This is a genomic window from Mycobacterium noviomagense, assembly GCF_010731635.1.
Taxonomy (GTDB): domain Bacteria; phylum Actinomycetota; class Actinomycetes; order Mycobacteriales; family Mycobacteriaceae; genus Mycobacterium; species Mycobacterium noviomagense.
The window spans coordinates 1,744,886-1,762,660 of the sequence record NZ_AP022583.1; the positions used below are offsets into that span (position 1 = coordinate 1,744,886).

15 protein-coding genes and 1 pseudogene are annotated in these 17,775 nt (G+C 65.9%); 11 read left to right on the top strand and 5 right to left on the bottom strand.

The features are described 5' to 3' along the window. Positions 1–210 precede the first annotated feature (210 nt). The 3 genes from G6N15_RS07985 (at position 211) to G6N15_RS07995 (ending at position 3,924) form a co-directional block, all read left to right on the top strand. Positions 211–1,950: an AMP-binding protein gene (locus G6N15_RS07985; protein WP_083089899.1), complete on the top strand. Its 1,740-nt coding sequence runs from the start codon at positions 211–213 to the stop codon at positions 1,948–1,950. Between the two features lie 85 nt (positions 1,951–2,035). Further along, positions 2,036–3,586, top strand: coding sequence for an MBL fold metallo-hydrolase (locus G6N15_RS07990; protein WP_083089891.1), 1,551 nt, complete (start codon positions 2,036–2,038; stop codon positions 3,584–3,586). Continuing rightward, positions 3,583–3,924, top strand: coding sequence for a hypothetical protein (locus tag G6N15_RS07995; protein WP_083089892.1), 342 nt, complete (start codon positions 3,583–3,585; stop codon positions 3,922–3,924). The genes G6N15_RS07990 and G6N15_RS07995 overlap by 4 nt, the downstream gene beginning before the upstream one ends. On the opposite strand, the gene G6N15_RS08000 is transcribed toward G6N15_RS07995, so the two are convergent. Beyond that, positions 3,921–5,486 (bottom strand): phytoene desaturase family protein, encoded by a 1,566-nt coding sequence (locus G6N15_RS08000; RefSeq protein ID WP_083089893.1) that lies wholly within the window; start codon positions 5,484–5,486, stop codon positions 3,921–3,923. The genes G6N15_RS07995 and G6N15_RS08000 overlap by 4 nt on opposite strands. Positions 5,487–5,532: 46 nt before the next feature. Beyond that, positions 5,533–6,138, bottom strand: coding sequence for a TetR/AcrR family transcriptional regulator (locus G6N15_RS08005; RefSeq protein WP_083089894.1), 606 nt, complete (start codon positions 6,136–6,138; stop codon positions 5,533–5,535). Positions 6,139–6,209: 71 nt separating this feature from the next. Here G6N15_RS08005 and G6N15_RS08010 point away from each other — a divergent pair, with 71 nt between their 5' ends. Further along, positions 6,210–6,698, top strand: coding sequence for a DUF2834 domain-containing protein (locus G6N15_RS08010; RefSeq protein ID WP_083089900.1), 489 nt, complete (start codon positions 6,210–6,212; stop codon positions 6,696–6,698). Positions 6,699–6,838: 140 nt separating this feature from the next. On the opposite strand, the gene serS is transcribed toward G6N15_RS08010, so the two are convergent. Further along, complete coding sequence (serS, locus tag G6N15_RS08015) at positions 6,839–8,098, bottom strand: serine--tRNA ligase (protein WP_083089895.1); 1,260 nt, start codon at positions 8,096–8,098, stop codon at positions 6,839–6,841. Between the two features lie 118 nt (positions 8,099–8,216). Between serS and G6N15_RS08020 the strand changes: the two genes are divergently transcribed. Genes G6N15_RS08020 through G6N15_RS08030 form a run of 3 tightly spaced genes read left to right on the top strand, consistent with a single transcriptional unit; the run spans position 8,217 to position 10,199 of the window. After that, the gene (locus G6N15_RS08020; RefSeq protein ID WP_163747996.1) at positions 8,217–9,593 is read left to right on the top strand and encodes a septum formation family protein; all 1,377 of its coding nucleotides are present in this window, start codon (positions 8,217–8,219) and stop codon (positions 9,591–9,593) included. Between the two features lie 4 nt (positions 9,594–9,597). After that, positions 9,598–9,948 carry a metallopeptidase family protein gene (locus G6N15_RS08025; protein ID WP_083088213.1) on the top strand — a complete coding sequence of 117 codons (351 nt, stop codon included), beginning with the start codon at positions 9,598–9,600 and terminating at the stop codon, positions 9,946–9,948. 53 nt (positions 9,949–10,001) lie between these two features. Further along, positions 10,002–10,199, top strand: a complete 198-nt coding sequence (locus tag G6N15_RS08030) for a hypothetical protein (protein WP_083088212.1) — start codon at positions 10,002–10,004, stop codon at positions 10,197–10,199. On the opposite strand, the gene G6N15_RS08035 is transcribed toward G6N15_RS08030, so the two are convergent. Further along, positions 10,196–10,885 carry a histidine phosphatase family protein gene (locus tag G6N15_RS08035; protein ID WP_083088211.1) on the bottom strand — a complete coding sequence of 230 codons (690 nt, stop codon included), beginning with the start codon at positions 10,883–10,885 and terminating at the stop codon, positions 10,196–10,198. The two genes, G6N15_RS08030 and G6N15_RS08035, sit on opposite strands and share 4 nt — an antisense overlap. After that, positions 10,882–11,829 carry a prephenate dehydratase gene (pheA, locus tag G6N15_RS08040; protein WP_083088210.1) on the bottom strand — a complete coding sequence of 316 codons (948 nt, stop codon included), beginning with the start codon at positions 11,827–11,829 and terminating at the stop codon, positions 10,882–10,884. Before pheA ends, G6N15_RS08035 begins: the two co-directional genes overlap by 4 nt. A 123-nt stretch (positions 11,830–11,952) precedes the next feature. On the opposite strand from pheA, the pseudogene G6N15_RS08045 reads away from it, so the two are divergent. The 4 genes and pseudogenes from G6N15_RS08045 to G6N15_RS08060 form a co-directional block, all read left to right on the top strand. Continuing rightward, positions 11,953–12,207, top strand: a pseudogene (locus tag G6N15_RS08045) (DUF2470 domain-containing protein); the annotation flags it as partial. Between the two features lie 26 nt (positions 12,208–12,233). Then, on the top strand, positions 12,234–12,995 hold the full coding sequence (locus G6N15_RS08050) for a CPBP family intramembrane glutamic endopeptidase (protein WP_083088209.1): 762 nt from the start codon (positions 12,234–12,236) through the stop codon (positions 12,993–12,995). Between the two features lie 22 nt (positions 12,996–13,017). Then, the gene (locus tag G6N15_RS08055) at positions 13,018–14,235 is read left to right on the top strand and encodes an LCP family protein (protein ID WP_083088208.1); all 1,218 of its coding nucleotides are present in this window, start codon (positions 13,018–13,020) and stop codon (positions 14,233–14,235) included. A gap of 207 nt (positions 14,236–14,442) precedes the next feature. After that, positions 14,443–17,721 (top strand): MMPL/RND family transporter, encoded by a 3,279-nt coding sequence (locus tag G6N15_RS08060; protein ID WP_083088207.1) that lies wholly within the window; start codon positions 14,443–14,445, stop codon positions 17,719–17,721. Positions 17,722–17,775 lie beyond the last annotated feature (54 nt).

The following is a 17,775-nucleotide window of genomic DNA, read 5'->3' on the forward strand; positions in this document are numbered from 1 at the left end:
GCAACGACTCTGTAGCCATGTGCGCCCTTTGACGCGTGGCATCCGCTCGTCCTCCCGCGATGCCTACGTCTGCACTATCGGTTCCCCTCCGATTCGAATTTGTACTGTAGGCGATCGCTGCTCAATGGGTGATCGGTTCTGCTCGAACAGTTACACCGAGTGGCCGAAGAATTGGCCCGCGACTGCGACCGCCACGGTAACCTGACGCGCGTGGTGGACACTTCTATATTGACCTTGCTGTACGAGCGCGCGAGCCTGCAGCCCAACGACACGGCGTACACGTTTATCGACTACGAGCAGGATTGGGCCGGGGTGGCGGAAAGCGTGACCTGGTCGCAACTGTATCGGCGCACGCTCAATGTCGCTGATGTGCTTCGGCAGCACGGCTCTACCGGCGACCGCGCGCTGATTTTGGCGCCACAGGGCCTCGACTACATCATTGCCTTTCTCGGCATTTTGCAAGCGGGGCAGATCGCGGTTCCGCTCTCGGTTCCGTTAGGCGGCGTGGCCGATGAGCGCGTGAGTTCGGTGCTGCATGACGCCTCGCCAACGGTCGTTCTCACGACGTCGCCTGTGGCAGGCACCGTCGCTGAACACATCAAGTTAGAATCCGGCGAAACCGCCCCATCGGTCATCGAGGTCGATTCGCTGAACCTTGACAACCCGATCGGATCCGGTGTCAGCGTCGAGAACCATCCCAGTACGGCGTATTTGCAATACACGTCCGGGTCAACGCGTTCGCCGGCGGGCGTGATGATGTCGCACAGAAACCTTTTGGCCAATTTCGAACAGCTGACGTCCGATTACTTTGCGGACTACGGAAAGGTTCCCCCACCGGACACGACTGTCGTGTCATGGCTGCCCTTCTATCACGACATGGGTTTGTATCTGGGAATGTGCGGGCCTATTCTGACCGGCCTTCCCGCTGTGCTCACGAGTCCAGTGGCGTTTCTGCAGCGCCCGGCGCGATGGGTGCAACTTCTGGCCACCAATAGTCATGCGTACTCGGCCGCACCGAATTTCGCGTTCGAATTGACCGCGCGAAAAACAACGGACGACGACATGGCCGGTCTGGATCTGTCCGACGTGCTCGTCATCGCCACCGGTAGCGAACGGGTACACCCCGCAACACTGCGACGTTTCACGCAGCGGTTCGCCCCGTTCAATCTGCCTGAGGCGGCGATCCGCCCGTCATACGGGCTCGCGGAGGCGACGGTATACGTGGCGACCCGCAAAGCGGGTCAACCACCGTCGATCGTTTCCTTCGAAACCGAGAAGCTGACCGCCGGCAAGGCAGAGCGCTGCGAAAACGGAAGTGGCACATCGTTGGTCAGTTACGGGATGCCGCAGTCACCGACAATCCGTATTGTCGATCCGGACACCCGCGTGGAGTGCCCGGCGGGAACCGTCGGCGAGATCTGGGTACATGGCGACAACGTCGCGATGGGCTACTGGCGCAAACCCGACGAGACTGAAACCACCTTCGGCGGAACGCTTGTCGCGCCGTCAGCAGGCACACCGGAGGGGCCTTGGCTGCGCACCGGTGACTCGGGATTCGTCTTCGACGACGAGCTGTTCGTCATCGGCCGCATCAAGGACCTGTTGATCGTCTACGGGCGCAACCACTCTCCCGACGACATCGAAGCGACGGTCCAAGAGATCACCAAGGGCCGCTGCGCGGCGATAGCGGTTCCGGATGCGCACACCGAGAAGCTTGTCGTGATCATCGAAGCCAAGAAGCGCGGTAACTCCGACGAGGAGACAGCAGAACAGTTCGCCGGCATCAAACGCGAAGTCACCTCGGCGATTTCCAACTCGCACAATCTCAGCGTTGCGGACCTTGTTCTGGTGGCTCCCGGTTCGATCCCGATCACCACCAGCGGCAAAGTCCGGCGATCGGCGTGCGTCGAGCACTACCGGCACGGCCAGTTCACCCGTTTGGACCCTTGACGGGCCGGGCACGGCCTGCGGCATGGTTCTGCCGCTAAACTCGACGACGGCACACCACTGGTCTTAACGTCGTCGGAAGGCATTAGTGCAGGTCACCAGCGTCGGCCATGCCGGCTTCCTGATCGAGACCCGTGCAGGAAGCATCTTGTGCGACCCCTGGGTCAATCCGGCCTACTTCGCGTCGTGGTTCCCATTCCCCGACAACAGCGCGCTGGACTGGGACCGGCTGGGCCAATGCGACTACCTTTATATCTCGCATCTGCACAGGGACCATTTCGACGCGAAGCTGCTGCGCGAGCACGTCGACAAGGACGCGGTGGTGCTGCTGCCCGATTATCCGGTGCCCGATCTGCGCACTGAGATGGAGAAGCTGGGGTTTCACCAGTTCTTCGAGACGACGGACTCGGTCAAGCACCACGTCGAGGGCCCCAAAGGCGCTCTCGATGTCATGGTCATCGCGCTGCGGGCTCCCGCGGACGGCCCGATCGGCGACTCGGCGCTGGTCGTTTCGGACGGTGAAACCACTGCGTTCAACATGAACGACGCCCGGCCGGTGGAGCTCGACGTGCTGGCCGCCGAATTCGGCCACGTCGACGTCCACATGCTGCAGTACTCCGGCGCGATCTGGTACCCGATGGTCTACGACATGCCGGCGCGGGCCAAAGAAGCGTTCGGCACCCAAAAACGCCAACGCCAGATGGACCGCGCGCGCCAGTACGTCGCTCAGGTCGGCGCCAGCTGGGTGATCCCGTCGGCGGGCCCGCCGTGCTTTCTGGACCCCGAGCTGCGTCACCTCAACGACGACCACGGCGATCCGGCCAACATTTTCCCCGACCAGATGGTGTTTTTGGAGCAGATGCGTGCGCACGGCCACGACCGCGGGTTGCTGATGATCCCCGGCTCGACCGCGGACTTCACTGGCGCGCAGTTGAATTCGCTGATCCACCCGCTGCCTGACGACGATGTCCAGGCGATCTTCACCACCGGCAAGGCGGCCTACATCGCCGACTACGCCGCCCGGATGGCGCCGGTTGTTGCGGCGGAGAAGGCCAGCTGGGCGCCTGCGTCCGGTGAGCCGCTGCTGGAGCCGCTGCGGGCACTGTTCGAACCGATCATGTCGCAAAGCGACGAGATATGCGACGGTATCGGCTACCCCGTCGAACTGGTGCTCGGCAAAGAGGTTGTGGTGCTTGACTTTCCGAAACGCACGGTACGCGAACCGATTCCCGACGAGAAGTTTCGCTACTCGTTCGAGATCGCGCCGGAGTTGGTGCGCACCGTGCTGCGCGACAACGAGCCGGACTGGGTCAACACGATCTTTTTGTCCACCCGCTTCAAGGCCTCGCGGGTCGGCGGCTACAACGAATACCTGTACACGTTCTTCAAGTGCCTGACCGACGAGCGCATCGCCTACGCCGACGGCTGGTTCGCGGAAGCGCACGACGACACCGCGTCGATCACCATGGACGGCTGGGAGATTCAGCGCCGCTGCCCGCACCTGAAGGCTGACCTGTCGAGGTTCGGTGTGGTGGAGGACAACACGCTGACCTGTAACCTGCACGGGTGGCAGTGGGACCTCGATAGCGGCCGCTGCCTGACGTCGCGCGGTCACGAGCTTCGGTGCAGGCAGCTGTGAGCACGACACCTAACGATTGCTACGACGACGGCCTCGTGCAACTCGATCGCGAGGCGATCACGCTGCGCCGCTATCACTTTCCGTCGGGCACATCGAAGGTGATCCCGCTGTCGAAGATCCGCGGCTACAAGTCCGAGCCGCTGGGTCTCTTCTGGCACCGCTTCCGCATCTGGGGCAGCTCGGATCTGCGCCGCTGGCTGCCGTTGGACGTGCGACGGCCGCTCAGGTCGACGTTGATCACGTTGGACGTGCCGGGTACTCGGCCCAAGCCCGCATTGACTCCGGCCAATCCGCAGGAGTTCACCGCGCTGCTCGACGAATTGCTGGCCCGCCGCTAGCGGCCGGTCTCGGCCAGCGCCTGATGTGCCGCGTTGTAGCCGGGAATGAACGTAATGCCCGGCCCGCCGTGGCATCCCGCGCTCGCCAGGTAGAGACCATCCAGCGGGATCGGCTGTCCCAGAAAGCCTTTCGGTCCGGGCCGGTTCGGGCCGATCTGGTTGGGGTTCAACAGGCCGTGGCAATAGTCGCCACCGGGCGCGCCGAACATCGTGCCCATGTGGCGTGGGGTGAAGGTGGTGTGCCGGATGATGCTGCGTTCGAAATTCGGTGCCAGCCGGGTGATCTTGTCGATCACCCGCTGCCCCATCTCGACCTTCATCTGGCCGTAGGACTGCGCACCGCCCTCGATCGGAAACCAGAGCGCGAACGCCGACGCGGCGTGCTTGCCAGGCGGCGCCAGCTGCGGGTCATGCACCGACGGGATCTGCAGTACGACGGTCGGGTCGGCCGGCACGATCCCGCGCCGGCAGTTCTCCCACTGCTGCTGCACTTCTTCAGGTGTGCTGAAAATCCCGATGGATGCCTGCATGTCCGGGTCGTTGAGGGCTTCGTAGGGTGCGGCGAACTGCGGCGGCTCATCCAGCGCGAAGTGCATCTGCAGGTAGCTGCCGCGGTGGTCGATGCGCGCATAGCGCTCTCGGATGTCGACGGGCAGCGCGGCGGAATCGATCAGGGTGTTGATGGTCAGATCCGGGGCAATCGCTGAGATGACGACCGGGGCCGTGACCGTGTCCCCTGTTTCGGTGCGGACACCGCGCACGGCGCCGTCGCCGACGACGATTTCGGTCACCTTGGTGCGCACTCGCAGTTCGCCGCCGTGAGTTTCGAAGAGTTCCCGCAGATGGGTCGTGAGCGCCCCGATCCCGCCGCGCAACTTCTTCATCAGCATGGTGTCGCCGTCGGGGACACCGAGCCCGAACGCCAGCGCGGCCGCGCTGCCCGGCGTGGCCGGCCCGCGGTAGAGGGTGTTGACGGCCAGCACGGTGAACGAACCGCGCAGCGCAGCGTGCTTCTCCCGGTCCGGAAGGTATCGGTCGAGCACGTCGGTGACCGAGCCGAACAACATGTCGTCGATCGCCGAGCGTTCGAATTCATTTGTGGCGCAGGCGAACATCTCGTCGAGCGTTTTCGGCGGTGCACCTGCCTCGAACCGGCCCAGTGCCCGCGTCGGCGCCTGGCTCCAGGCCAGCAACCCAGCCATGCCGTTGACGGCCTCTGCGCCGTGCACGTCGCCTATGTGAGCGAGCAGCTTCACCGGGTCGGTGTACTGCACGACGGGATCGTCGCCGACCCCGCGCAGCGCTACCGACATGACCTCGGAGTCGACGGTCGGCAACGTGTCCAGCCCCAGCTCGCGGGTGACTGTCGCTGACGTCGGGAACTGCACGGAGCCGGCGATCTCGAAGCGGTAGCCATCGAATAGCTCGACGGTCGAGGCCATGCCGCCGGCATAGCGTTTGGATTCCAAACACAGGGTGCGCAGGCCTGAGCGCTGCAGAATCACGGCCGCAGCCAAGCCGTTGTGCCCGGCACCGATGACGATCGCGTCGTAGTCAGCCATGAGCTCCGCCCTTTCGCGCTGCTGCGTTTTGTCAATTATGACAAAACTATGGACCGACTCTCAGCAGGCCGTTCTCCAGCGACGCGAGCGCGGCATGAGACAGCCGGGCAAGTTCGGCCAGCGAGCGGTCCTGGCCGAGCATCCAGACCTCCATCGCGCCGAAGACCGCGGCCGCGATACAGCGGGCGGTGACCGTGATCCGCAGGCGCTCGTCGACGGTCGCGGCAGTGTCAGCTCGGCTCAGCCGCTCGGCGACGGCGTCGGCGAAGTCGGATTCGACCTGGCGGATGTGCCGGACGATCCGCCCCGAGTCGAGTTCGGCGTCGCGCAGCGCAGCGATTTTCGCCACCGCGTCAACGTCATACGGAAACGCGAAGATCGCCGCCTGCACGGACTCAGTGATCGGCTCGTCGGCCGGCCGGGCGGCCAGCGCGGCGCGAAACCAGTGCAGCCCGGCGTCGTAGTCGGCGAACAGCAGATCGTGTTTCGAGGAGAAGTGCCGATAAAACGTCCGCAGCGACACCCCGGCGTCCGCAGCAATCTGCTCGGCCGACGTCTCCTCGAAACCCTGGGCCAAAAATCGCACCAGGGCGGCTTGGCGCAACGCCTCGCGGGTGCGTTCGCTGCGCGCGGTCTGCGCGGGCCGGACCATGCCAGTACCGTACCTTTCCTGAGTTCCGTCAATATTGACAAAACCATTTTGGCGTGGCGACACTGCAAGGCATGGTTTCGCTGCTTGTCCATGCACTGCTCGGTCTGACGGTGGTCGGGTGGATCGTCGCGTCGAACCTGAAGGTTTTCGCCCGGCCGACGGGCGGGCCACTGTTCTCCTCGCTAGAAGGCGCGTACTACGTCGTTGGTATCGCGTCGGTTGTGCTGGGCTGGTACTTCAATATCCGTTTCGCGCATGACTATTCAGCGGGATCCGCGAACCCGATCTGGGGGCCGGGCAGCTGGTCGCACTACATCCGGCTGATGTTCACCAATCCGGCGGCCAGCTCGGCAAGCCAGGACTACACGATCGCCAATGTCGTGCTGCTGCCGCTGTTCACGATCGTCGACGGGTACCGGCGCGGTTTCCGACGGCCCTGGCTGTTCTTCGTTTCGAGTCTGTTCACCAGCTTCGCCTTCGCGTTCGCGTTCTACTTCGCCACGCTGGAACGCCAGCGCCGGCATACGCGATCGCAGCCCGAGACGGCAGTCAGGGCCTAGGGCGCCGCTGCCCGAGTTCTTGGCCGCCAGTCTGCCCACCTTCGAGCGATTAGCACGCTAATAATCGCTCAGAGCCGGGCACGGCGGTATATGCCCGCCCACGAAGACTCCAGTGACTGATGTGGCCAAATTGCCGTGGCCTACGGCACCGGCTCCAACACCTCGGTACCGACGAACGGCACCAGCGCATCGGGTACCCGCACGCTGCCGTCGGGCCGCTGGTGGTTCTCCAGGATCGCCACCAGCCAGCGGGTGGTGGCCAGTGTGCCGTTCAGCGTCGCGGCGATCTGCGGCTTGCCGTTCGCATCGCGGTAGCGGGTCGCAAGCCGGCGCGCCTGGAACGTCGTGCAGTTCGACGTCGACGTCAGCTCACGATAGGCATGCTGGGACGGCAACCACGCTTCGCAGTCGAACTTGCGAGCCGCCGACGAGCCGAGATCGCCTGCGGCGACGTCGATTACGCGATAGGGCACCTCGATGCGGGCCAGCATCTCGCGCTGCCAGCCCAGCAGCCGCTCATGCTCGGCTTCAGCATCCTCGGGTTCGCAGTAGACGAATGCCTCAACCTTGTCGAACTGATGGACCCGGATGATGCCGCGGGTGTCTTTGCCGTAGCTGCCGGCCTCGCGTCGAAAGCACGACGACCAGCCCACGTACCGCAGCGGACCGGCTGAAAGGTCCAAGATCTCGTCGGCGTGAAAGCCGGCCAACGGCACCTCGGAGGTACCCACCAGATACAGGTTGTCGGCTTCGATGCGATACACCTCTTCGGCGTGGGCGCCGAGAAAGCCGGTGCCGGACATGACCTCTGGACGCACCAGAACCGGCGGGATGATCGGGACGAACCCGTTGTCCGCGGCTAGCCGCAGCGCCAGCTGCAGCAGACCCAACTGCAGCAGCGCGCCGCGGCCGGTCAGGAAGTAAAACCGCGACCCGGACACCTTGGCACCGCGCGCCATGTCGATGAGCCCCAGCGATTCGCCGAGGTCCAGGTGGTCCCTCGGGTTTTCGATGCCGGCCGGCTCGCCCACGACGTCGAGGACGGCGTAGTCGTCCTCTCCCCCGGCGGGCACGCCGTCGATGATGACGTTGGGAATCGCCATGTGCGCCGCGGTGAACGCCGCCTCCGCGTCGGCCTGCTGCGCCTCGGCGGCCTTGACCTGCTCGGCCAACTCCTTGGCCCGCTCCAACAGTGCCGGGCGTTCCTCTGCGGATGCGGCGCCCACTTTCTTGCTGGCCGCCTTCTGCTCGGCGCGCAGCGAATCGGCCCGCGCGATCGCCGCCCGCCGAGCCGTATCGGCGGCCAGCAACGCGTCCACAATTGCCGGATCTTCACCGCGGCTGATCTGAGAGCGGCGTACAGCGTCGGGGTCGTCGCGCAGGAGCCTCAGGTCGATCACGACCTGACCCTACTTTTGCTCACACCGCCGAACATCTGCCGGGCAACCCCGGCCACAGTCACCGCCACAACTGCCCCACAAATAACACCGTTCGCTGCCTGTGCCGACGCCTGTCAGAATGGAGCGGATGCTAGACGCACCTGAGCGGGCCGATGCACCCGCCGAGCAGCCAAAACACTGGCTGGCGCGATTCGACTGGCTGCAGACGTTGCACGCCTCGTCGACCAGGCGTGCACTGCTACTGACCGCTCTGGGTGGTCTGCTGATCGCGGGAGTGGTCACCGTCGCTCCCATCGGCGGTAGCCGGCCCGGCCGGCTCGCCGGCTACATCGACCCGGTGCCAAGCACCGGCGCCAAAGGCAACGAAGCGTTCAACCACGCCGCCGCCGGTAACTGCTTGATGTGGCCAGACCGGATGCCCGAGGCCGCGACCATCGTCGACTGCAAAGATGAGCACCGCTTCGAGGTCGCCGAGTCGATCGACATGCGCACCTTCCCGGGTTCGGAATACGGGCCGGACGCCGCCCCGCCGTCGGCCGCGCGCATCGAACAGATCAGCCAGGAGCAGTGCGAAGCCGCCGTGCGCCGCTATCTCGGCACCCGGTTCGACCCCAACAGCAAGTTCAGCATCAGCATGCTGTGGTCCGGTGACCGGGCGTGGCGCCAGTCCGGCGAACGCCGCATGCTCTGCGGGCTGCAGCTGCCCGGCCCCGACAACCAGCAAGTCCCGTTCAAGGGCAAGGTCGCCGACCTCGACCAGTCCAAGGTCTGGCCGGCCGGCACCTGCCTGGGTATCGACCTGTCCGCCAACCAGCCGACCGACGTCCCGGTGGACTGCGCGGCACCGCACGCCATGGAGGTCACCGGCACGGTCAACCTGGCCGAGAAGTTCCACGACGCCCTGCCGCCCGAACCGGAGCAGGACACCTACATCAAGGACAACTGCACTCGGCTCACCGACGCCTACCTGGCGCCGGTTCAGTTGCGCACCACCACGCTGACGCTGATCTACACCACCATCTCGTTGCCGAGCTGGTCGGCCGGCAGCCACGAAGTCGCCTGCAGCATCGGCGCCACGCTGGGCAACGGCGGCTGGGCGACGCTGCTCAACAGCGCCAAGGGGCCGCTGCTGATCAACGGTCAGCCACCGGTCCCGCCACCGGATATCCCGCCGGAGCGGCTCAACCTCCCGCCGATCCCCGGCTCGCCCCCCAACGCCGCCAGTGCGCCGTCACCGGCGTCTCCGGCATCGCCGACAACGCCGCAGCGGCAGGGCAACCAGCACCTGCCCAACCAGCCCGCTGCCCCAGAGCCCCCGGCCAACCAGGCGCCGGCTGCGCCCGCTAACCCGGCGCCCGCCAACCCGCCGCCCGCCAACTCGCCGCTGGCACCCCCGCCGGAAGCACCGCCACCGCCTCCCGAGGCACCGCCACCACCACCGCCGGCGCCGGAAGCACCGCCGCCGCCCCCACCACAACCTGCGCCGGGGGGCTAGCCGGGTGGCCGTGCGGATGGACCCGCAACGGTTCGACGAACTGGTCTCCGACGCGCTCGATGCGATCCCCCCGGAACTGGCGGCGGTCATGGACAACGTCGTGGTCCTGGTAGCCGACCGCCATCCCGAAGACCCGGATCTGCTCGGCCTGTACGAGGGGGTGGCGCTCACCGAGCGTGATTTCAACTACGCCGGATCACTGCCGGACACCATCACGATCTACCGCGACGCGCTGCTGGACATCTGCGACAGCGACGACGAGGTGGTCGACGAGGTCAAGATCACGGTGATCCACGAGATCGCGCACCACTTCGGGATCGACGACGAGCGGCTGCACGAATTGGGTTGGGCGTAACCCACGGGCGTGGCGTTACGGGATTTGTCGGTGCACAGTGCTAAGAACGGCCCATGAACACAACCTGCCGCGACTGCCGGGCAGGCTTGGATCACTGCCACGGCACCGTCATTCGTCATTCGCTGCGCCGGTCGGAGTGCACCGAGGACGGCTGTACCAGCCCCGAGCTGCTGCCGCATGACTTTGTCGTCGACTGCGATTCCGTCGGCTGCGCGTGTGGTGAGCCGGCCGCGCTGGCGGTCTCTGTCTAGCCCATCGGGTCGGTGCTCGAGCGCACCGCGTCGGCGATCGGGGTGGGCTCCGGTTCGGGATAGAACGGCGGGGTCTGGTCGGCCCAGAGCACGCAGCTCCACCGCCCGTCGGTGATGGGAGCCAGCACCACGGCCTCGGTGTTGCCCAGGTGGTGGTCCACCACGAAGCTGCCGTCGACTCCCGCCAACACCGCCGAGGCCAGCCGGATCGCCGCGCCGTGGCTCACGACGACGATGTCGCCGGTCCAGTCGTCCCTGTCGAGGTAGCGCAGCCGCAAGTCGGTGAGCACCGGCACATAGCGGTCCAGGACTTGGTTACCGGTCTCGCCGCCGGGCAGCGGCACGTCGAGCTCGCCTTCGTGCCAGCGCTGGTAGATCGCGTTGAACTCGGCGATCGCTTCGTCGTCGCCGCGGTCTTCCAGCTCACCGACCTGCACCTCGTGGATGCCCTCGACTTCGCGGGCCGGCATATTCCATTCGGCGCCGAGCACCGCGGCGGTCTCGGCCGCCCGAGTGGCCACCGAATGGATCAACGTCGCAGGTCGGGCCGCGCCGCTTCGCGCGAAATCCCTGGCCTGGTCGCGGCCCAACGGTGTGAGCCCCGCGCCGGGCGGTCGGGTGTCCAGCCGGCGTTCGAGATTGCCGTAGGACTGGCCGTGCCGCAGCAGCACCAGCCGACCGCTCATCGGCCGAACCCCTCGGTCGGTCCGGGCTTGCCTTCTCGGACTCGCGCCAACCAGTGCGCCGCCTCGTTGCAGTCCGGCGGCAACGCGCCGGCCGGGGAGCCCGTCGGCCACGAGCCCAGATACCGCACGTCGGCGCAGCGGCGGTGCAACGCCTTGAGCGCTTCGGCGACGGCACTGTCGTCGATGTGGCCGACACAGTCCAAGAAGAACATGTAAGTGCCCAATTCGGTTCGGGTGGGCCGGGATTCGATGCGGGTGAGGTCGATGTCGCGGATGCCGACTTCGGTCAGGGCGGACACCAGCGCGCCGGGCACGTTGTCGATACGCAGCACCACCGAGGTCCGATCGGCGCCGGTGCGCGGTGGTGGCGGTCCCGGTGGCCCGACCAGGACGAAGCGGGTGCGGGCGTTGGGCTCGTCGACGACGCCGTGGGCCAGCGCCGCCAAGCCGCGGTGCTCGGCGGCCAGCGCCGTGCTGACCGCGGCGTCGACGCGGCCGGCGGCGACCTGCTGCGCAGCATCGGCATTGGAGTTCGCCGGCCGCAGTTCGGCGTCCGACAGGTGCTTATCGAGCCAACGGCGCACCTGCGCCGCGGCCACAGGGAAGGCGGCCACCGTGCGGACCTCGCCCGCGCTGCGCCCGGGTTTGACGGCGATCGTGAACGCCACGTCGAGGGTCACCTCGGCGAACACCTGCAGCGGCGAGCCGCTCGCCAGGCTGTCCAATGTGGGCGCCACCGAACCGTCGATCGAGTTCTCGATCGGCACGCACGCGTAATCGGCCGCGCCTTTGCGCACACGGTCGAGTGCCATCGGTGTGCTGTCAACCGGCAATGGCCGCAAGGAATCCTGGCCATGGTCCGGCACCAAGCGGGCTGCGACCATCTGCCGCAGCGCCGCTTCGGTGAACGTCCCCTCCGGACCGAGGTACGCGATGCGGGCCACGGTCAAACACTATCCGGTCTCCGGTCTTGCGCAGCGGTCGCCGATTTAGTTAAGTTAGGCTTACCTTAGTCGCGGGGAGGCTCGATGACCGTCACCACCACCGCGCCGACCGCAGAGCGGATCCATCTCGGCAGCGCCCATCGCGACGTGGTCGCACGTCTGGCATCGAAGCTGCCCGCGCCGCTTCGACGAGGCCAGGTCCGCCCACTGGGCCTGGACCGCTACGGCGTGCGTCTGCGGGTGGAAACCGCAGAAGGCGACCGTGACGTCCGGCTGCCGTTCTACAAGCCGGTTGACGATGTGACCGGCCTGAGCCAAGCCATCCGGCTGCTGATGGGTTGTCCATTCGCCAACGGCCTGCGCGCCCGGCGCTTCTGACGCAGCGCTGCGGTTACCGTGTCGGCGTGAGCGCGTCCGACACTGAGCTGCCGCAGCGACGCACGCTGGGCATCGAAGTCACCGTCGTGCTGGGCGTCACGTTCGGGCTAAACGCCGTCACCGCGATCCTGGAGCTCACCGACTCGGTGCTGCGCAATCTGAGCAGGCAACGGATTCCGCTGAACCCCAAGCGGTCTTACTTCGACCTGATCGACCTCGGCCTCAACGTCGCGCTCGCCGCACAGCTGATCGCGTGGGGCGCGCTGGCCCTGTACCTGCTGTGGCGCAGCGGTTTTAGACCCGCTCGCATCGGGCTGGGCCGGTTTCGCTGGCGTTCCGACCTACTCGGCGGCATCGGCCTCGCGCTGTTGATCGGCCTGCCGGGCCTGGCGCTGTACCTGTTGGCGCGCAAGCTGGGGCTCAATGCCTCGGTGGTCCCGTCGAGCTTGAGGGACACGTGGTGGCGCATCCCGATGTTGGTGGTGAGCGCCTTCGCCAACGGCTGGGCCGAAGAAGTGGTGGTCGTCGGGTATCTGCTGACCCGGTTGCGGCAACTGGGTATCGCCCCGCGTGTGGCGTTGGGCTGTTCGAGCCTGCTGCGCGGCGCCTATCACCTCTACCAGGGCTTCGGCGCCGGGCTGGGCAATTTCGCGATGGGCCTGATCTTCGGGTACACGTGGCAGCGCACCGCCCGACTGTGGCCGCTCGTCATCGCCCACGGCCTCATCGACACTGCGGCGTTCGTCGGCTACTTGCTGCTCGCGCACCATCTGGGATGGCTGCGCTGACGGCGCCACGTAGGTTATCCGGGTGAACGGCGACCGATCATCCGATGCCCGACGGTTCCCGCCGCTGGAGCCGTCCCAGGTGATCCGGCGCGATCCCCGCTATCCCCAGCCGGCATCCGAGCGGCCCGTCCCACCGGCCCGCCAGGCGCCCGTCGCTGAGCCACGCCAACCTCCCGTCATCCACCGTCCCCCGGCGACAGCGACGGACAGCACCGCACCCTTGCGTCGGACCGCTCCCCCGCCGCCGCCACCGCCGAGCCGCCCTCGCAAACGCAAGCGGCCATGGGGCCGAATCGCCGGACTGATCGCGCTGATCACCGTACTGCTGGCCACCGCGGGCCTGCTCGGTGGAGCTCTGTGGATGGACACGTCTCTGCACCGCAGTCCGGTGCTCGCCGACTATCCCGGCCGGCCGGCAACCGGCCGGGGAACCACATGGCTGCTGGTCGGTTCCGACAGCCGCCAGGGGCTCACCCCCGAGCAGCAGCAGGCGTTGAGCACCGGGGGCGACATCGGCAACGGGCGCACCGACACGATCCTGCTGGTGCATCTGCCTGCCTTCGGGTCCAGCGCGCCCACCACGATGGTGTCGATCCCCCGCGACTCCTACGTGCCGATTCCCGGCTACGGCGGCGACAAGATCAACGCGGCGTTCGCGATGGGCGGTGCGCCGCTGCTGGCCCAGACCGTCGAGCAAGCCACCGGTCTGCGGCTCGACCACTACGCCGAGATCGGCTTCAGCGGGTTCGCCGGAGTGGTCGACGCCCTCGGTGGTGTCACCATCTGCCCGACCGCCGCGATCAGCGATCCGCTGGCCGGTATCAACCTGCCGCCCGGATGCCAGCGACTCGACGGCCGCAATGCCCTGGGCTATGTGCGGAGCCGGGCAACGCCGCGCGCCGACCTGGACCGGATGGTGCACCAACGGGAGTTCATGTCGGCGTTGCTGCACCGCGCAGCCAGTCCGGGCGTGTGGCTCAATCCGTGGCGCTGGTATGCGGTCCCGCACGCCGCGGCCGGCGCGCTGACCGTCAACCAGACAGACCATGTCTGGGATTTGGCGCGACTGGGCTGGGCACTGCACGGTCCCACCACCATGCTGACCGTGCCGATCGGCGAGTTCACCGGCAGCGACGCGGGCTCGGTGGTGGTGTGGAACCACGACGCGGCCCGCCAGTTGTTCGAGGCACTGGGTTCCGACGGGCCGCTGCCGGCGGCCGCGCTCGAGGGTGCCTCGTAAACGGGCTCTTCGCAAAGGGGCTCGGTTACCACTACGCGACACCCACTGCGGTCGTGCGCTATGGCGCATGGGTCTAACCGCACCAAGACACGCAGGCGACTGGAGCCCAGCATTCGCGCGTCCCGCGTGTAGCGTGGCCGTGATGTTTTTGTGATCTATGAGGCTACTGTTATATCTGGGGCTTATGTGCTAGGGGGTTCCGGGAGTATGCGTAAGGAAGTCGGCGTATCGGCTGCAGCAGGCGGCACTTTCCCACGTCTCAGCGACTTTGTGGTGCGCTGGCCGACGCTCGTAGTCGGCGCCTGGATCGCCCTGGCGGCTGCCTTGTTTGTGTCGTTCCCATCCCTGACCCAGATGGTCCGCGATCATCCGCTCAGCGTCATGCCGGCCGACACGCCTGCGATGGTCACAGCCCAAGAAATGGCCAAGGCGTTTCACCAATCGGAATCCAACAATCTGCTGATCGTGGTCCTAACCGACGAGAAGGGGCTGCGACCTGCCGACGAGAACGTCTACCGCAGACTCGTCGCAAAGCTGCGCCAGGACACCCGAGACGTAGCGACGCTGCAGGATTTCCTCCGCACACCCGCCCTGCGGGAGGCTATGACCAGCAAGGATCATAAGGCCTGGCTGCTGCCGATCGGCCTTCCCGGCGAAGTGCCCCACGCGTACAACCGGGTCGCCGACATCGTCAAAGAGGCCACGGCGGGATCCGGCTTGACCGTACACCTGACTGGGCCCGCCGCCACCACCAACGACCTCACAGACGTCGGTGACCGGGACCTGCACATGATCGAGATCGGGACCGCGGTCATGGTGCTCGTCATCCTGCTCATCGTTTACCGCAACCCGCTCACCATGTTGCTGCCGTTGATAACGATCGGCATATCGCTGGTGACCGCGCGCGGAATCGTGGCCGGATTCGCGCAACACGGTCTGCCGGTTTCCTATATGACCGTCGTGTTCATGACTGCCATGCTGGCCGGCGCCGGAACGGATTACGCCGTGTTCCTCATCAGCCGCTATCACGATCACCTGCGGCTCGGCGCGGAGTCAGATCAGGCGATGAAGCGAGCGTTGACATCGGTGGGCAAGGTGATCACCGCGTCCGCGGCCACCGTGGCCCTCACCTTTCTCTGCATGATGTTTACCCGATTGGGAGTGTTGTCGACCGTCGGCCCGTCTTTGGCGATTTCGATCGCTGTGGTGTTGCTGGCCGCGGTGACACTGCTGCCGGCCATCATTGTCCTCGCCGGGCGGCGGGGCTGGATCGCGCCTAGACGTGACCTCACCACCCGTTTTTGGCGGCTTTCCGGGCGACGTATTGTGCGTCGGCCCGGACTGTATGTGGTCACCAGTCTGGCGATACTGAGCATCCTGGCCGGCTGCGGCAACCTGGTCCACTTCAACTGGGACCAGAGCAAAACCCTGCCGGATTCCGTCGAGAGCAACCGCGGATACGCCGCGCTGAGTCGCCATTTCCCGCTGAACGCGACCATTCCGGAGTATCTGGTCATCCAGTCGCGACATGATCTGCGGAGCCCCAAGGCACTGGCCGACCTGGAGCAGATGGCCGCGCGGGTGAGCCAACTGCCCGGTATCCAAGCGGTGCGGGGCATCACTCGACCGACCGGCAAACCGCCCGAGCAGGCCAGCCTGGCGTATCAGGCGGGCGAAGTCGGCAGTAAGCTGCGGACCGCATCCAGCTTGATCAACGACCACACAAGCGACCTCGATCTCCTGGTGAAAGGGACCAAGGACCTGGCCAGCAACCTCAGCGATGCACGCGGTGAGGTCAGTCAGGCCGGTGCCCAAGCTCTCGGTGTGATCAACGCGCTTAACGATCCCCGCATTCAGAATGCCCAGGCCCTATTGCAGCGGGTGGCCCATGATGGGACGCTCGACCGAATCGCCCAGCTCGCTGGACAGTTGCCGCCGACTCCCGAAACACAGAGCATCGAGTCGTCGGTGAACGGCTTGCGTGGGACGCTCACTACTGCCGTCAGCGGTTTGCAATCCTCAGGTCTCGGCAATGCCGGGGCCGCGCGCGCCCGGGTGGCCGCTCTAGAACAGGGCACCCAAGCCCTCGCTGAGGGGAGCGCACACTTGGCTGACGGTGTGCAGCAGCTGGTCGATCAAACCAAACACATCGGCGCCGGTCTTCGAGATGCGTCGGCGTATCTGCTCGCCCTGAAGCGCAATGCGTCGGATCCGGCCATGGCGGGCTTCTATGTTCCGCCGGAGGTACTGACGGGCGACGATTTCAATAAGGCGGCAACGGCTTTCGTCTCGCCTGATGGGCACGCTGTGCGCTATCTGATACAGACGGGCCTCGACCCCTTCAGCATCGCGGCGATGGATCAGGTCAACGCGATCACCGATGCCGCTCGCTCGGCTCAACCGAACACCGCGCTGTCGGATGCGTCGATCTCGATGGCGGGCTTCCCCGCCGCGAATCGGGACCTGCGCGACTGCTACAACCTCGACTTCCGATTCATCATCATCGCTACCGTCGCCATCGTGTTTTTGATCTTGATCCTCTTGTTACGGGCGCTTATTGCGCCGATCTACCTCATCTGCTCCGTGGTGCTCTCATACATGGCAGCGTTGGGTATCGGCGTCATCGTGTTCCAGTTCATCCTCGGTCACGAATTGTCCTGGAGCGTTCCAGGGATAGCGTTCATCGTGCTGGTTGCGGTGGGTGCCGATTACAACATGTTGTTGATCTGCGGAATCCGCGACGAATCGGCGCAGCGCGGCATGCCTTCTGGTGTCATCCGCACCGTGGCCTCGACCGGCGGGGTGATCACCTCGGCGGGTGTCATCTTCGCCGCCTCGATGTTCGGGCTGCTATTCGGCAGCGTCGAGGGTATGGTGCAGGTCGGTTCTATCATCGGGGCCGGACTGCTCCTGGACACCTTCCTGGTGCGCACCATCACCGTGCCCGCGCTGGCTGTGCTGGTTGGGCGCGCGAACTGGTGGCCGATCCTGTGGGGACGCCCGTCCGCGCCGGAAGCGATTCCGCCGGTTGAACCGACGCGAAAGGAACGCAAAGCCACGCCGGAGCCCGCTATGCTTCAGGACCCGCCGGCTGCGAAACCTGACATCCCTGATGGCAGAGACGGCCTGTCACGCAAGGCGCAGAGCGCAAAAGCCGCCACCAACCCATCTGCACGCGGCGATGCGCAAGTAGCCGGGGTACAAACTGAATCGGAGACCTCTTCATCGATACGACTCGATCCGGCGCAGAACGTGCAGCGGTCGAGTAAAACCCTGGTGGCGCAGCTCGATTCAGACCTTGCGTCGGAGCTGATTGCCTCCGGTGTAACGGCACAGTCTGTTGAGACGGTGGTCGCAGTGCTCTCATCGCACCGTGGTGGCGCATCGATCAGTGCTGCGGCCAAGGCGTCTGGGGTCAACTTCACGACGGCACAACGGATCGTGGATGCCGCGAGGGAGCCGCGGCAGCTAGCAGCGGTCAACTGACGGGTCCTACCACTGATAAATCACGCGCGCCATCGACCGCGTAAACGGCAGGGC

Excerpts from the sequence above, each read along its gene's own strand:
- G6N15_RS08060 (WP_083088207.1), top strand. The coding sequence starts at position 14,443 with ATGCGTAAGGAAGTCGGCGTATCGGCTGCAGCAGGCGGCACTTTCCCA.
- G6N15_RS08010 (WP_083089900.1), top strand. The coding sequence starts at position 6,210 with ATGGTTTCGCTGCTTGTCCATGCACTGCTCGGTCTGACGGTGGTCGGG.
- G6N15_RS08020 (WP_163747996.1), top strand. The coding sequence starts at position 8,217 with ATGGAGCGGATGCTAGACGCACCTGAGCGGGCCGATGCACCCGCCGAG.
- G6N15_RS08000 (WP_083089893.1), bottom strand. The coding sequence starts at position 5,486 with ATGGCTGACTACGACGCGATCGTCATCGGTGCCGGGCACAACGGCTTG.
- G6N15_RS08035 (WP_083088211.1), bottom strand. The coding sequence starts at position 10,885 with ATGAGCGGTCGGCTGGTGCTGCTGCGGCACGGCCAGTCCTACGGCAAT.
- G6N15_RS08030 (WP_083088212.1), top strand. The coding sequence starts at position 10,002 with ATGAACACAACCTGCCGCGACTGCCGGGCAGGCTTGGATCACTGCCAC.
- G6N15_RS08005 (WP_083089894.1), bottom strand. The coding sequence starts at position 6,138 with ATGGTCCGGCCCGCGCAGACCGCGCGCAGCGAACGCACCCGCGAGGCG.